The organism is Paenibacillus dokdonensis (assembly GCF_004916975.1).
Taxonomy (GTDB): domain Bacteria; phylum Bacillota; class Bacilli; order Paenibacillales; family Paenibacillaceae; genus Paenibacillus_AQ; species Paenibacillus_AQ dokdonensis.
In genome coordinates, this window is record NZ_STGQ01000001.1 from 2,142,379 (window position 1) to 2,157,928 (window position 15,550).

10 protein-coding genes are annotated in these 15,550 nt (G+C 45.6%); 6 read left to right on the top strand and 4 right to left on the bottom strand.

The window, feature by feature from the left end; all coding sequences use genetic code 11:
• Positions 1-30 precede the first annotated feature (30 nt).
• On the top strand, positions 31-2,064 hold the full coding sequence (locus E6W40_RS09950; RefSeq protein ID WP_136605339.1) for an alpha-L-arabinofuranosidase C-terminal domain-containing protein: 2,034 nt from the start codon (positions 31-33) through the stop codon (positions 2,062-2,064).
• Entirely contained in the window at positions 2,061-3,821 is a 1,761-nt protein-coding gene (locus E6W40_RS09955; RefSeq protein WP_136605340.1) for a glycoside hydrolase family 2 protein, read from the top strand. Before E6W40_RS09950 ends, E6W40_RS09955 begins: the two co-directional genes overlap by 4 nt.
• Before the next feature lie 89 nt (positions 3,822-3,910).
• Here E6W40_RS09955 and E6W40_RS09960 read toward each other — a convergent pair whose 3' ends face one another.
• Positions 3,911-5,383: a catalase gene (locus E6W40_RS09960; RefSeq protein WP_246072942.1), complete on the bottom strand. Its 1,473-nt coding sequence runs from the start codon at positions 5,381-5,383 to the stop codon at positions 3,911-3,913.
• A gap of 147 nt (positions 5,384-5,530) precedes the next feature.
• A complete protein-coding gene (locus tag E6W40_RS09965; RefSeq protein WP_425464942.1) occupies positions 5,531-6,685 on the bottom strand; it encodes an MFS transporter in 1,155 nt (384 codons plus the stop codon).
• A gap of 385 nt (positions 6,686-7,070) precedes the next feature.
• On the opposite strand from E6W40_RS09965, the gene E6W40_RS09970 reads away from it, so the two are divergent.
• A complete protein-coding gene (locus tag E6W40_RS09970) occupies positions 7,071-7,652 on the top strand; it encodes a TetR/AcrR family transcriptional regulator (protein WP_136605342.1) in 582 nt (193 codons plus the stop codon).
• Between the two features lie 82 nt (positions 7,653-7,734).
• Here E6W40_RS09970 and shc read toward each other — a convergent pair whose 3' ends face one another.
• Both shc and E6W40_RS09980 read right to left on the bottom strand, forming a co-directional pair.
• A complete protein-coding gene (gene shc / locus E6W40_RS09975) occupies positions 7,735-9,630 on the bottom strand; it encodes a squalene--hopene cyclase (protein ID WP_136605343.1) in 1,896 nt (631 codons plus the stop codon).
• A gap of 221 nt (positions 9,631-9,851) precedes the next feature.
• Positions 9,852-10,972, bottom strand: a protein-coding gene (locus E6W40_RS09980; protein WP_136603897.1) for an IS3 family transposase whose coding sequence is annotated in 2 segments (ribosomal slippage) — positions 9,852-10,723 and positions 10,723-10,972 — 1,122 coding nt in all. Because the reading frame shifts where the segments join, the coding sequence is not laid out codon by codon here.
• Between the two features lie 209 nt (positions 10,973-11,181).
• Between E6W40_RS09980 and E6W40_RS09985 the strand changes: the two genes are divergently transcribed.
• From E6W40_RS09985 to E6W40_RS09995, 3 genes are all read left to right on the top strand, one after another.
• On the top strand, positions 11,182-14,142 hold the full coding sequence (locus E6W40_RS09985; RefSeq protein WP_136605344.1) for an InlB B-repeat-containing protein: 2,961 nt from the start codon (positions 11,182-11,184) through the stop codon (positions 14,140-14,142).
• Positions 14,143-14,600: 458 nt separating this feature from the next.
• Entirely contained in the window at positions 14,601-14,930 is a 330-nt protein-coding gene (locus tag E6W40_RS09990) for an ArsR/SmtB family transcription factor (protein WP_136605345.1), read from the top strand.
• 26 nt (positions 14,931-14,956) lie between these two features.
• The gene (locus tag E6W40_RS09995; protein WP_136605346.1) at positions 14,957-15,466 is read left to right on the top strand and encodes an SRPBCC domain-containing protein; all 510 of its coding nucleotides are present in this window, start codon (positions 14,957-14,959) and stop codon (positions 15,464-15,466) included.
• Positions 15,467-15,550 lie beyond the last annotated feature (84 nt).

Sequence of the window (15,550 nt, forward strand, 5' to 3'; positions counted from 1 at the left end):
CATTTATCATCCTACTAACGGAGGTTTATTGTGCAAACAAACGCGAAAATTACAATCGACAGCAGCCGAACCAGCGGGCATACCATTAACCCTTACCTTTTTGGGCATTTCGTAGAAGACATCCGGGATCATATGGAAGCGATGCTTGCATATCCAATAAGGGACATGGATTTCGAGAGCGAAGCGAACGCGGCGAAAGCGATCTCCGGCAGCTGGGTTTCATTTACGAACGGCAGAAATACGCAATATGCGCTGGAAGCGCCTGCTCCGAGACATTCGGGACGCGCCCAGCGCATTACCATCCTGAGCGATGATGAGGCCTATGCGGGTATTACGCAAAAGGTGGCGCTAAAAGGACCGGTAGATTATACGGTCAAACTTGTCGCTCGGGCCGCCATCGAGCTCCGCTATCTGTTCGTGGATGCGGTAGATCGGCGTACGGAGGAGCTTCTGGGCCATGCCCGTATCGAGTTAAACAGCCATAACTGGCAGGAATACGAAGCAAGCTTGTCCATCTCCCGTGCATGTTCCGACGCGGAATTCCGGGTTTATATTCCGGCAGATCACCCCAGATGGATCGATCATGTATCCACCGGCATGCTTTGGCTTGATCACGTGTCTTTGCTCCCTGCAGACAGCATCGGCATGGTGAAGCGTGAGGTTGTGGACATGGCCCGGGATCTTAACGCGGGAATGATGAGACTCGCGGGAAATTACATCAGCGCCTACCATTGGGAACATGGTATAGGTCCGGTTCTTGAGAGACCCGTTATGTACAACGAAGCTTGGGGAGGGTGGACCAGCAAATATTTCGGCACGGACGAATTTATCCGGTTTTGCCGGGAGCTGAAGGTGGAGCCGCTGATTTGCGTCAACGACGGATCCGGTACACCGGAAGAAGCTGCCGGGTGGGTAGAATACTGCAACGGCAGCATCGACACCCCGATGGGAGCATTGCGGGCGGCGAATGGTTATCCCGAGCCGTACAATGTCCGGTACTGGGAGATCGGTAACGAAGTGTGGGGTCAATGGCAGGTGGGTACTTGCTCCGCAGACCAGTTCGCCGAACGCTGCAAGTCATTCTCGCAGGCGATGAAGACGGCAGATTCCTCGATCAAGCTTTTGGCCTGCGGACATACAGATCCGGAATGGAATAAGCCGGTGCTCGATCTGGCTGGAGAACATATCGATTATTTGACGATGCATTTATATCACGGTTTCAATCGTTTCGGAATGAACCGGGAAACGCCTGCAGATGAACGTTATAAAGCAATCGTCTCTTTTCCCGAGTGGACCCGTGGCGATATCGGGCAGACGGTGGAGCTTATCCATGCGAATCTGAAGCACAGCCATGTGAAGCTGGCCATTACCGAATACAACACCATGTACTACCCGAATACGAACCGAAAAGGGCTGCCGGACGAACATACATTGGGTGCGGCGGTCGCCAATGCAGCCAACCTGAACGAAATGCTTCGTTCCAGCGATATGGTACATATCGGCAGCTTCTCTGATCTGGTGAACGGCTGGCTCGGAGGATGCATACGCGTAGGCGACTATTATGCCGATCAATATTGCGGCAAAGAATCCGGCTGGAGCGGGCTTCCACTCAATGTATACGGTACTCCGACTTATGAAGTATTAAAGCTCTACGCTAATCGGGATATCCGGCGAATCCTTCCTGTCGATACGGTGTGCGGCTCCTTCTCCGTAAAGTCAGCGAAGCAGACGAGAATCGATCTTGAAGCACTTCCGGATCTGGACATTACGGCCTGCACAAATGAGGACGGGAGCGTCATCATCTTGTTTATCGTGAACCGCAGTCTGCAGGAGGTGAAGGCTGAGCTTGACTTACTCTCATTAGATTCTACCGACGATACTCTCTTGTATGAGATTACGGGGGATTCCTACGAAGCTGTCAATACCGTTTTCGAACCTGATCGAATCGCCTGTACCTCCCGTTCGGTTCCCGTTTCCGCATGGCAGCAAGGCTACCCGTTACGACCAACATCCGTTTATGCGGTCGAAATCAAAGCACAACATAAGTCAGGAGGCACAGCATGACAACCAAAGCATACACCAAGGACTACCCCAGGCCGCAATTCGTACGCGAGAATTGGCTAAACTTGAACGGGGAGTGGAGCTTCCGCTTCGATGACCGAAATCAAGGGGAGACGGAGAAGTGGCAGGAGAAGTTTGATGGAACGCATACGATTACCGTACCCTTTTCTTACGAGACGCAGGCGAGCGGGATCGGAATTGAAGAATTCCACCCGCAGGTCTGGTACCGCAAATCGGTTCATATCCCGAAAGAAGCCGATGGCAAACGGACGATATTGCATTTCCAAGCAGTCGATTATGTGGCCAAGGTATGGGTAAATGGAGCGATGGTCGGTTCTCACCAAGGCGGCTATTCGGCTTTTTCCTTCGATATTACCCCTTATCTGGTATTCGGAGCTGATAATCATATCACGGTGAAAGCGGAGGACAGCAGCAGCTGCACTCAACCGCGAGGCAAACAGCGTTGGACGAAGGATAATTTTGAATGCTTTTATGTCCAGACGACCGGGATATGGCAAACCGTATGGTTGGAATACGTGGAGGAGCAGAGCCTTGATGCGGTGAAAATAACACCGGATATCGACCGCTCGATCGTCCGCTTCGATTATCAGGTAAGCGGGGTAGAGGCGGCTGGCGATTTGAGGCTGGAAGCTATCGTTACTTTGAAGGGCAAGCCGGTAAAACGGGTCAGTCTGTTCATTGACCGCCCGTGTCTGACGGTCGAGGTCGATTTGATCCATGAGGCGAACGGACCTTGGAAGAAATCTCTCTGGTCGCCGCAGAATCCAAACTTATATGACGTGGAATTTGTGCTGTACTCGGATGATCAAGTCAAAGACAGGGTATTTTCCTATTTCGGGATGAGAAAGATCTCGATTGAAAAAGGGAAGGTTCTCCTGAACAATGCACCGATTTATCAGAGATTGATTTTGGATCAGGGGTACTGGACGGAGAGCCATTTAACTCCGCCGAATGAAGAAGCCCTTATAGAGGATATCGACAAAATTATGGAGATGGGCTATAACGGCGTGCGCAAGCATATGAAAATCGAAGATGCCCGTTTTCTCTATTGGTGCGACGTAAAAGGCCTGCTGGTATGGTCCGAAATGGCAGCAACTTTCGAATTTCATGATCGTGCAGTCGATGCATTTACGAAGGAATGGCTGGAGATCATCCAGCAGCAGTATAACCATCCAAGCATAATCACATGGGTTCCGTTTAATGAGTCATGGGGAATAGCGTCCATCTTACATGATCAGAGACAGCAGAAATTTACCGAGGGGATTTATCATTTGACGAAATCGATCGATCCGTACCGCCCGGTGATCACGAATGATGGCTGGGAGCACACCGTTTCCGATATTCTGACGCTGCATGATTACGTCGAGACCGGGGACGGATTCTTGAAGCGATATTCGAATATCGAGGCCATCTTAAATAAAGATACCACCTGCAATCATTGGAAGTATGCTTTTGCCGACGGGTACGAATACCGGGGACAGCCCATTATGGTGACTGAATTCGGTGGGATTGCTTATCAATCGGACAAAGGCTGGGGTTACGGCCATCAAGTGACTTCAGATGAGGATTTCCTGAATCGGTTCGAAGGTCTAACCCGGGCGATCAAAAGCGTGGAACATATTTGCGGTTACTGTTACACGCAGGTTACCGACGTTCAACAGGAAATCAATGGCCTTCTGACGGAAGACCGCAAACCGAAAATCCCATTGGATAAAATTAAAGCGATTAATTTAGCATAAGTGAACGCGCAAACAACAAGAGCCAAGCAGCTTCGTCAGCTGATGGCTCTTGTTGTTTTTATCGGAAATCAGAGGTTGTTTATGGCATCCTATTCCTTTTTGTTCATTTTAAGTTGCTTAGCAACCTTTTCTCCCAGTTCCGCAGATGCGTTGGTTAAATAGTCCAAGACAATGCTTTGTGTTTCATGAGAAATGCCTGCAAGATCTGCTGAAAGATTATCTACCAAGTGATCCTGCTGCATAGGAGACAGAGCGCGATAAAATTGGCCGGCTTGTGTAAAATTATCCGGTTTAGCTAGGTCGGTACGCTCGAGATCTCCCTCCACAAATCTCCCGTTGCCGCTGGTCACCAGGGATGCAGGTGACCAATCTTCCTGATGGTTGACAGGAATTTTGCGGAATTCCGGCCCCAATCGTCGGCGCTGTGAATCCCAGTATATATTGGCGCGTCCCTGAAGCATCTTATCATCCGATAACTCGGCCCCATCCAAGAGATTGGACGGTGAAAAGGCTATTTTTTCCACCTGTTCCATATAGTTATCCGGATTAATGTTCAATACCAACCGGCCAACCGGCAGCAAAGGGTATTGCTGTTCATCCCAGACTTTGGTATCATCCAGCGGGTCGAAGGGAAGAGTGGCAGCGTCATCTGGGTTCATCAGCTGCACGTAAAGCCCGTAATCCACCGTCTTTCCGGCTGCAATGGTATCATATAAATCCTTGCCTGCAATATCCGGATTCTCACCAGCTAACCGGGCAGCCTCGTGACGATCAATATACTGCTCGCCGGCAAAAGGCATCCAATGGTATTTAATATAGGTGCGAACACCTCGCGCATTCCTCCAGACATAAGTGTTTACACTATGACCCTTCATGTGGCGGAGGCTTTTTACCGTGCCTACGTCAGAGTAGAGCCAGACCAGAAAATGAGTTGATTCCGGCGCCCTGGCTACAAAGCTCCAGAAGCGTTCGGGATCGATCAGGTTATTTTTCGGTGAGGGAAGAAAGGCTTTGATGGACTCCGGAAAACGTATGGCATCCCGCACAGAAAACACGGGGATATGGTTGCAGACCAGATCAAAAATGCCTTCTTCCGTATAAAATTTGGTGGAAAATCCTCGCACATTACGAGATGTATCCGGGGTACCTTTATTGCTTACTGCAAGCGAAAACCTCACAGTGACGGGGACCTGCTGACCGGGATTTTGCAGAAAAGAAAGCTTCGTAAATTCAGTCATGGAATGAATGGTCTGAAAGTAACCGAAAGCTCCAAAGCCTTTCACGTGCACCGGCCTTTCGATAATTTTTGTATGAACAAAGGTTTCCAGAGTTTCGTGCAAAATATTATCCTGTTCCAGAACAGGGCCTCTTTGGCCTACCGTTTGTGAATGTAGAGCTGCCGGAATATCTTCCGCCCATTGTGATGAGTGATTTTCCCTGAGGGATACATCGTTCTGCGCATCTTGTCCAGAAGATCCCGTAGGGACTATTTCCTTTGCCTGGTTTTCGGTTTCCGGTACATGATCATAATGGTTTCCTTTAATCTTGTTTTCTTTCATCATCGCCCTCCAATTTCTATGAATCAATCCTCTCTGATAATATTATTTATGCTGGGTTCCAATGAAATTATTACTATATTTGATTCTTTCGGAGAGCAGAAAATACACCCTAATGTAGCATAATATCTTATGCTACATTAGGTCCTAGAATCAATGAAGATGCCGGGTCAATGACCAAAATAGAAGAGCCACAGTACTTACCATTGCACCTAGCAAGCAGACTCCATTCCATCCGAAGTGTTCATAGATACTGGTAGATGCGATTGACCCGGTGGCGCTGCCTATCGAATAGAAAATCATATAACCGGCAGTAAGCCTACTGCGTGCCTCAGGGCGCACAGTAAAGATCATGCTCTGATTAGTGACATGAACGGCTTGTACCGCGAGATCAAGTAGGACAATACCAACAATTAATGCGAGAAGTGAGTGGTTGGTATAGCTAATTGGCAACCATGAGACTAGTAACAAAATCAACGCCACACCGGTGGTCCTCTGCCCTAAACCTCGATCGGCAAGCCGACCTGCTCGCGCTGCCGCTAAGGCTCCAGTAACTCCGGCTAGACCAAAAGCCCCAATAGCAGTATGCGAAAGAGAATATGGCGGGGCACTGAGAGGCAGTACAAGGGAAGTCCATAATATGCTGAAAGCGGTAAAAATCATCAGTGCCAGAACAGCACGGATACGCAGGATTCGTTCTTGTACAAACAACATGAGGATCGATCGAAGCAACGATATGTAGGAAAATGACTCCCTTTTGTGATCATAATGCGGTAGCACACGAAACAATATGCCTGCCATGATTAGCGTAAATACTGCTGAAACAAGATAGACATAGCGCCAACCTGCTAAATCCGTCAATACGCCAGCGAAAGTACGTGCAAGCAGAATGCCTATTACAATTCCGCTTGTCACCAAACCGACGATACGTCCACGGTCGGATGAAGCAGACAGAGCCGCCGCGAACGCAACAAGCGCCTGTGTCACTACAGCGAGCAGTCCAACCGTTGCTATTCCTATGAATAACACCGTGCTATTGGGAGCGGTCCCAACCACAATCAGAGCCAGCACAGATAGAATCATCTGAATAACGATCAGCCGACGTCGGTTAAAAAAATCTCCGAGGGGCACCAGCAGTAAAAGTCCCAGCGCATAACATACTTGCGTGATTGTAATAACAATGCCAATGGATGATTGAGTAATACCGAATTCGCTCGAAAGAGCGTCCAGCAAGGGTTGCGCGTAATATATGTTGGCGACAGCGAGTCCGCAGGCGATTGCAAACACGAGGGCCACATTTCGAGACATCGGAGAGACAGGAACTGATACTGATTCAGTTTCTATTTGTGTTTCTTGATCCATTGCTACTTCTATACCGGCATAATCTCCTGTATTGGCTTCCGTCTTTTCAATGAACTTCTCCATATTACAGATAACAACTCCTTGGATTTCCGATTTATAGTTATTATAACGTACCGATCAGTATGTTATAATTATGGTTAAATATAACCCTGAAAAAATTGAACTGTCAAGAGACAGGTATACAGAAATTGTTGATATCTTATAATATGAATACCCTTATATTATTGCTTGTTGATATCAATGAGCTATATAAATTAACTGCCTTGACAGAATGACTTTCAATAAATAAGATAATACCATACCGATAGGTATGATATTAGGAGGTAATGTTATGGTCCGACCACGTGAATTTGATGAGGAAAAGGCATTGGATGCGGCTATGCAAATATTTTGGGAAAAGGGGTTCGAAGCTACCTCTTTAAGCGATTTGACGTTAAGAATGGGTATTCAGCGACCAAGTATATACTCAGCCTTTGGAGATAAAAAGGAACTGTTTGAAGCTGCATTGAGGAAATATACGCGTTCTCATTCTGCTTATGTCCGTACCAGCCTTCAAAACAATTCTTCTGTTAAGGAAGGATTCCGTGCCTTTTTTGAAAATATGGTAGCAAATGAATATGAAAAAGGTCCAAATCGTGGATGCTTTTGCATCAATACGATGGTAGAACTATCGCCTCATGATGAGAAATTTGAAGTCCTGACAAGGGAACACGAGATGTATCTTTCGGTAATATTTCAAGAAACGATTGAACGAGGTGTGCAATCAGGGGAACTTGATGCCGATTTAAATACAAAGGGTTTAGCACAGACAATAGTCGTATCGCTAATAGGGCTTACCGTGATCATGAAATCTCGTCCCGAACGATCATTTGTTGATAATTCTGTTGAAGTAATACTCTCATTACTTAAGTAGAATCAACAGAACAAGGAGAACAGAAGGAAAGGCTCTTTATAAGCTATCAAACGAATGATACCCCCGCGATATTAAGCTTCGATCAAGAACCTTCGTATTTTTTTCTATAGTGACTAAGTGTAAGAAGCGGCCAGATGTACCGGTAGCTGTGATAATGAGAATAAAAGTTTCCTGGAAGGCCAGCACCCGTTGGATATGTGGACTTCCAATCGTCTTCGTGCAAAGATGTGATCAGTCTAAGGATTCCTTGATCTACCGCTGGTGTAGCCTGCTGCTGAACAGAAATAAGAGCATCAAGTGCCCAGGCCGTTTGGGAAGGTGTGCTTTCCATTAGTGGTACATAACGCATAAGCCGGTCACTTTGACAGGATTCTCCCCACCCTCCGTCCAGATTCTGTATGCTTAAGAGCCACTCGGCTCCTTTTTGCAGCGCTTCATGGCTTGCGGGAAGGCCCGTAGCCCGTAAACCTGTTAATGCAGCCCAAGTACCATAGATATAACAAACGCCCCATCTTCCATACCATGATCCGTCCTTCTCCTGGTGTTGGATCAACCATTTTCTTCCCCTTTTGATGAATTCATGCCGCGCATCAAGCCCGGCAAAGTTTCCAAGATACTCCAAGGTGCGACCGGTAAGATCCGCCTCCGAAGGATCGATGGCAGCGGATTTGGCACCGTCGATCGCAAGCCAAGTGAGCATTTCTTTGTTGGTGTTTTTTTCGAATGCCGGCCAGCCTCCGTCTTTATTTTGCATGGTCAAAACCCAGTTCAGTCCACGATTCCACGATTCCTGATATGTTGGGGAGGTATTCGACAAGCTTTGGATAGCTCGTAAAGCTGCGGTGGTATCATCTACATCAGGATTGATCGTATTCGACTCGGAAAACCCCCATCCACCGGGTACCGTATTCTGATTATGAATGCTCCAATCGGCAATTTTATGCTGCTGTCTGGACAACAGATACGAGCCAGCACGCCGTATCGACACATGTTCATCGGCAATCCCCGCCTCTTGCAAAGCATATGCGATTAGAGCCGTATCCCACACGGTAGAGGGAGAATTCTGCATCGTTGTTTTACCTTCAGAACGGCACTGCATCGCGGTGGTCCCTTGAATAGCTTGCGTGATGATGGGGTGCTGTTGATCATAGTCCATAGCCAGCAAAGCCAAAATCATGAGGATCGTACTACTGGCGTAGCTGTAAAGGGTACCGTCGGATTCGATCCGCTGGAGCAAGAATTGTTCCGCTTTGGTACTGGCGGCTTCATGAATATACCGTGGTGTACCAAGAAGCCTGCTTAGACCTATTTGGATGTCGTCCTGCATCTCCTGATATCCCCGGGGGAGAGGCTCATCATCCACGTCCAGACGCGGATCCTTGAGATCGGACAAGTCAGGGGCATGAGCTGTTGTGATCGAAAAACGCCGATCTGCCATGATGAGCATAGGAGTGAGGTGTACTCTTGAGTAGCCGGAAAACTCAAAAAAGTTGATGGGGAAATAGTTGGGGAACAGTAGTACTTCCAGTGGGATCGACGTGATCGACAAGGGCCATTTTCTTTGGCCTGTAGCGGCGAGGATAACCTTTGTCAAAATACTGGTGACCTTTCCAAGACCGCCTTTGGACCGAATATAATGTTTGGCCCGCCGAATCGGCTCGTCCGTTACCACACTGTACCCGGAGTAGAGCAGGCCGTAATAGGCTTCAACCGTCGCGGATAAGTTCCCTTCCTCTTCATCAGGATATAATGCCCAGAAGCCACCCTGCTGCTGCCTGTCAAGGATTCGATCATGCAGCTTTCTGATGAGAGGTTCGTTTTGTACGTTCAATACTCGAAAGAGAATGATGACATATGCATCGATAACGATCCCGTTTTCAAAACAAAAATGCCAGGACCCGTCTTGCTGCTGCTTCTCAATCAGGAATGCCGTCAGCCGCCCGATTTCCTCATCTACTGTACTCAGTATTTTGCCCATTCCGCGGGTACCTCCGAAGTTTGTCTTTTTTAGTATTTTATGATGGTGGAGAAGGGGAAATGAGGGGTGTTTTTGAACGCATTCTCATAAGTATGAACGAAGACAGTGCAGAAATTATTAAGAAGGATGTGGTCCTTTTTACATGATATGTTATTTTGTCATGTGACAAAGTGATGACTGTAGTCACTATTTTGCAGAAAGGTTGGATTGTCAACAGTAAATCAGACAACTTTTTTAAGGGCTTCTTGGCGATACTGAACAGGAGTCATATAACCTAATGTCCCATGAATACGATGCTTGTTGAACCAATTAACGTAATCGTATAATTCCAGTTCCAGATGACGAAGACTTTGGAAGTTCATCTGGTTCACGAACTCTGTTTTCATGATTTTGTAGGTAGCTTCGGCTACAGCGTTATCGTATGGACAGCCTTTCGCACTTAGAGATCTGCCGATCTCAAACGTCCCCAGAAGCTCGTCTATCTTTTGATTTTTAAACTCGCTGCCGCGGTCCGTATGAAACCACTGAATCTGACGTAAATCTCCCTGGACGTTCGCAAAAGCGCGGGAAATCAGAGCAGCGTCTTTATTCGTACCTGCACTATGGCCAATGATCTCTCGATTGAACAAGTCGAGCAGCACACATATGTAATGCCATCGGTTCTGAACCTTCACATAAGTCAGATCGCTGACAACGAAGCGCTTTGCTTCCTCCTGCTCGAACTCACGGTCCAGAACATTCCCTGTCGTTGCTTCATTAGAAGCGGTTTTATGGGGCTTATATTGAGCCACAGTGTAGGTGGAAACTAGCCCTTGCTCTTTCATAATCCGCCCAATTCTACGTCTGGAAACGACGAATCCGCGTTCTTGGAGCTTGACCTTGATCTTTCGTGTACCGTAAGCTTTTCGATTGTTGTGGAATATCTCAAGAATCGCTTCGGTTATATCGTCTTCGTTCGGTTGTTCTTTCGCGTCATAGTAAAACGTACTTCTTGCGATTTGCAGGACGTCGCACATTGCTGATACCGAGTATTTATCGAGGTTGTTCTGGATGATAGCTACTTTCGTCCCATGATCAGCGCGGCTTGCTTTAAAATATCCACCTCCATTTTCAGACGTTGGTTCTCTTTTCGTAATGCAATTAACTCGTTTTCTTCTGACGAGCGATTGTCCTTCTCCTTGAAGGAGCCCGTTGTCTGAGCTTGTTTGATCCAGCGGTCTAAAGCAGAGGCTGTGAGATCATATTCCTCCACAATGGCTGCTCTGGATTTCCCATTTTCATAGAGTTCCACCAGTTGCTTTTTGAATGCTGAGGTAAAGGTACGTCGTTCTTGTTTTGGCATTGTAGAGTTCCGCTCCTTAATGATGATAGGTTTATTCTACAAGCCCTTATTTTTTCTGTCCAACTAAGTGTAGACGATCCAGGTAATCAATTATGCTGAATAGAGGCGGCTGCCCTCGACAAGAAGCAGTCGTATGAATCGAAAAGCGATTCGGCTTGTAGCTAAAGGACGGCTTCGTGCGATATTCGAGTTCATAATATAAGAAGAGGATGATTTGTATTATTATTTCATTGCAATCTTTGAAAAAGCTATTTTTATACTTACTTAGTTTTATATTGATTTTTTCTGGTAGCCTTACGATGAATCTCACAGGGAATACAGCTTTAGCAGCTACGAACAAAATTACTTTTAGCGGGCCTTACGGTGATGTTTTTGGTCCGGATGGTATCGCTACAGATGGAGAAGGTGGCTCGACTGATATACCCGGAATTAAGATTCAAGTATTTGGAATTGATAACACTGGAACAAAACTTAGCACCGGAAAAATGCATTATTATGACGGCGCTCATCCTGAATGGCCAGGATATCCGCCCCTAATTACTTGGTTCGATGGAAACAATACACCTTCCTATGGGTTGGCAATAAAATCTGAAGATGGTACAAACTTCAAGCTTAGTTCAGTTAACTTTTTGGATTGGGGATACTGGACAGGTGAGAATTTTATAATAGAAGCATTTGAAAATGGCATATCCAAAGGGGGACTACCATTTGTTGGGAATATAGATGGTAATTATATTGCCCTCGATCATTCCTCAATATTAACCTCGGTTTTTGATAATATCGACGAAGTGAGAATTTATTCAGCTTCAAGATTAGAAGATGCTTTTGTTTCAGTTAATGACATAGTAATCGATGATGCTACTGCTGAAACTATCACACCTGTTATCTCAAATATTTTGACTAGTAATCTTACCCAAACTACCGCGGCTGTTAGTGCGACAAGTAACGTAGACGGTACAATTCATTATGTAATCGCGAAAAATTCGATAAAGCCTTCAAGTTCAGAAGTTGTTCAAGGAAATCATATGGGAGGCCCGGCTATTAGGGCAGGATCTGGAACGGTAACCGCTGGATTAGCAAAAAGTTTCAATGTTAGTGGACTGGAAGCAGGGACCGAGTATTACGGTTTTTTTGTTTCCAGTGACAGCAGTAATAATGTAAGTGATGTATACGTAGAAAGTTTTTCAACGCTTGCCAACAGTTACACAGTCACGTTCAAGGATTGGAATAATACAACATTGAAGATAGTTGCAGTGAATCAAGGAAGCAACGCGACAGCACCAGCTAGTCCAACGAGAATTGGCTACACGTTCACAGGCTGGGATGTAAGTTTTGCGAATGTAACCGCTAGTATGACGGTAACGGCACAATATAAAGCAAATGAGTATACGGTTAACTTCGAAAGTGACGAAGGTAGCGCGGTAGGAGCAATTCATGGCGACTATGGTACGCTGATCACAGCGCCGACAGATCCGACGAGAACCGGCTATCATTTCGATGGATGGTATAAGGAAGCAGCAATAACAAATAAATGGGATTTTGCAAACGATACGATGCCAGTTGGCGGCACGACGTTACATGCAAAGTGGATAGCGGGATATAACGTTACCTATAGCGGTAATGGCGCTACTGGTGGTAGCGTGCCGATTGATAAGACAGAGTATGGGCCTGGTGAAGTGGTCAAAGTGAAGGATAATAGCAATTCGTTAACAAAGTCTGGCTACAGGTTCGTTGGCTGGAGCACAGAACCATCTGGGAATGGCATCCACTACGCTGCGTCTGCTACCTTTGCGATACATGCAAATGTTATTTTATATGCTCGCTGGGACAGCATTCCAATAATTCCAAGCGAACCGGGAACAACATCTAATCAAGGAAATAGTACCCCATTAATGCCAAATAAACCGGAAATAACTGATAATAGTATGAATATACTTATCAATGGTAAGAGAGAAAGGATTGGAGCGGAGGCAAACACATCCAAGGTGAATGATCAGTTAGTGACTACCATCACTCTGGATCAAAAAAGATGGGAAGAAAGAATCAAGAATGATGGTCCAAAGGAAATCACGATTCCAGTTACAGATAATTCCGATATAGTTATTCTCAAGCTTAGCGGACAAATGATCAATGATTTACAGGATAGTCAAGCGGGTATCGTTATTCAAACAGGCAATGCGAGCTACAAATTGCCTGCAGGGCAAATAAACATGCAGCAATTAGCGTCTCAATTCGGTGAGGGTACTAATATTCTTGACATAAAAGTGCAAATTGAAATAGCAGGGTCAACGTTAGAAACAATGGAAACTGTGGAATATTCAGCATCTAAAGGGAATTTCACAGTCCTCGTCCCACCGGTTAGCTTTACAGTAACAGCGACTTACGGTGACAAATCGTTTGAACTATCAAAGTTCAATACTTATGTAGAGCGGTTAATTACTCTCCCTGAAGGTATAGACCCGAATAAAGTAACGACAGGAATTGTAGTAGAGCAGGATGGAACTGCTCGTCATGTGCCTACCAAAGTCATATTACGTGATGGGAAACATTATGCTCAAATGAAGAGCATGACGAATAGCACATATGCGGTTATATGGCATCCGCTCGAATTCGCAGATGTTAAGCAGCATTGGGCTAAAGCCGCAGTAAATGATATGGGAGCGAGGATGGTAATTCGCGGCTCTGGTAATGACCTATTCAATCCTGATCAAGACATTACCCGTGCGGAGTTCGCTGCGATTATCATTCGTGGTCTAGGGTTGCAATTGGACAGTAGAGCATCTAGCTTCAAAGATGTAAAGAGCACAGATTGGTATAGCAGTGGAATACAAACGGCCTACTCCTATGGCTTGATTAACGGATATGTTGATGGAACATTCCGTCCGAACGATAAGATTACCAGGGAGCAAGCGATGTTGATTGTTGGTAATGCAATGAAGATTACTGGCTTGAATGATAAACTGCCAAGTGCTAAGACTGATGAAATTCTTAATCGATTCAATGACGCTAATGATGTTTCAGAATGGGCAAAAAGTAGTGTTGCTGAGAATATCCAGTCAGAGATCATTTCAGGAAGAAATGATGCTCGAATAGTACCGAAGGCTAATATTACGAGAGCAGAAGTTGCTGTTATAATTCAAAAATTATTACAGAAATCAGATTTGATTTAATGGGTTTGTATGTGGACCGCTAGCTAGTTATTACCGATAAGAAAAATTGATATTATATACAAATAGAAAGGGAATGAGTTCGAAGAAAACCGACTCATTCCTTTTTTTGTGCTTCCAAACTGAGAGATATCTATAAGGTTGTAGGTCCCTAGCAACGAAGGAGGTCGTAGTCACAGGCTTAAGACAAGGGCGTCTACTAGTTGATTCTGGACATAGGTGAGAAGCAATAATGAGTCAGGGAATTGCTGCGTTTATTGCTTTTGGATTGCTGAAATTTTTGTCGGAAAGTTAATTTTAAATATTCCTTTACAGGAATATTCCCTCCATGGTATATTTAAATTAAGAAATCACGGCTATATTGAAATCTCCAAAATGAGGTGATTATGGTAAGGGAGCAGAGCGAATCACTAATGACTGTATTCCATGGAGCTGCTGGTCTGTAACCCTCACCGAGAAATATGGAACTGACAACATTTAACGCTTTAGCCGAACCGAGCCGTTTTCGTATTGTGGATATCCTGCTGAAAGGACCGATGACGGTAGGCGATATCGCTGAACGTTTAGAGATTCGCCAGCCTCAAGCCTCAAAGCATCTGAAGGTGCTGCTTGATGCCGGTCTGGTCGAAGTAAAGGCTGAGGCGAATCGGCGTAATTACATGCTTCGGTCGGAGCCGTTTATGGAACTGGACAGTTGGCTGAATAATTACCGAGAAATTTGGAATGAACGTTTTGACAACTTGGACGAATACTTGAAGAAGCTACAATCGGAAGGAAATAAGCCGGATTAAGCACCTAATTTGAGGAGGAAATGATAATGACGAGCAAAATGATAACCCGTGTAGAAGGACAAGTTCTTGTAATTGAGCGAGTATTTAATGCACCAAGGGATATGGTATTCAAAATGTTCTCTGATGCTGATCATTTGAAGCAGTGGTGGGGGCCTCGAGGTTGGGAGGTTACTGTATCCGAGATTGATTTTCGTCCCGGTGGTCAATGGCATTACTGCATGAAATGTATGGATAAGAATCAGGGGGATTTCTTCGGTATGGAGTCTTGGGGCAAATCAGTGTACCAAGAAATCGATGAGCCTAAGAAAATTGTCTACATCGACTATTTTTCGGATGCGGAAGGCAATAATGCAGAGGGAATGCCTGTCACAACCGTCACGCTAACGTTTGAGGAGCAGGACGGAAAGACCAAACTGATTAATCGCGGGGTATACGTATCCGAGGAAGCGCTCAAAACCGTTATGGATATGGGGATGGAGGCTGGAATTACCCAAACCTGGGATCGCCTTGAGGAACACTTGGCATCTGCACAGTAAGCTAAACTCAATACAACCAGCACTAGAATATATAAGAAATGGCCGGATCATTATGGAGACCGGTCATTTTTTTTTTTTTTTTTT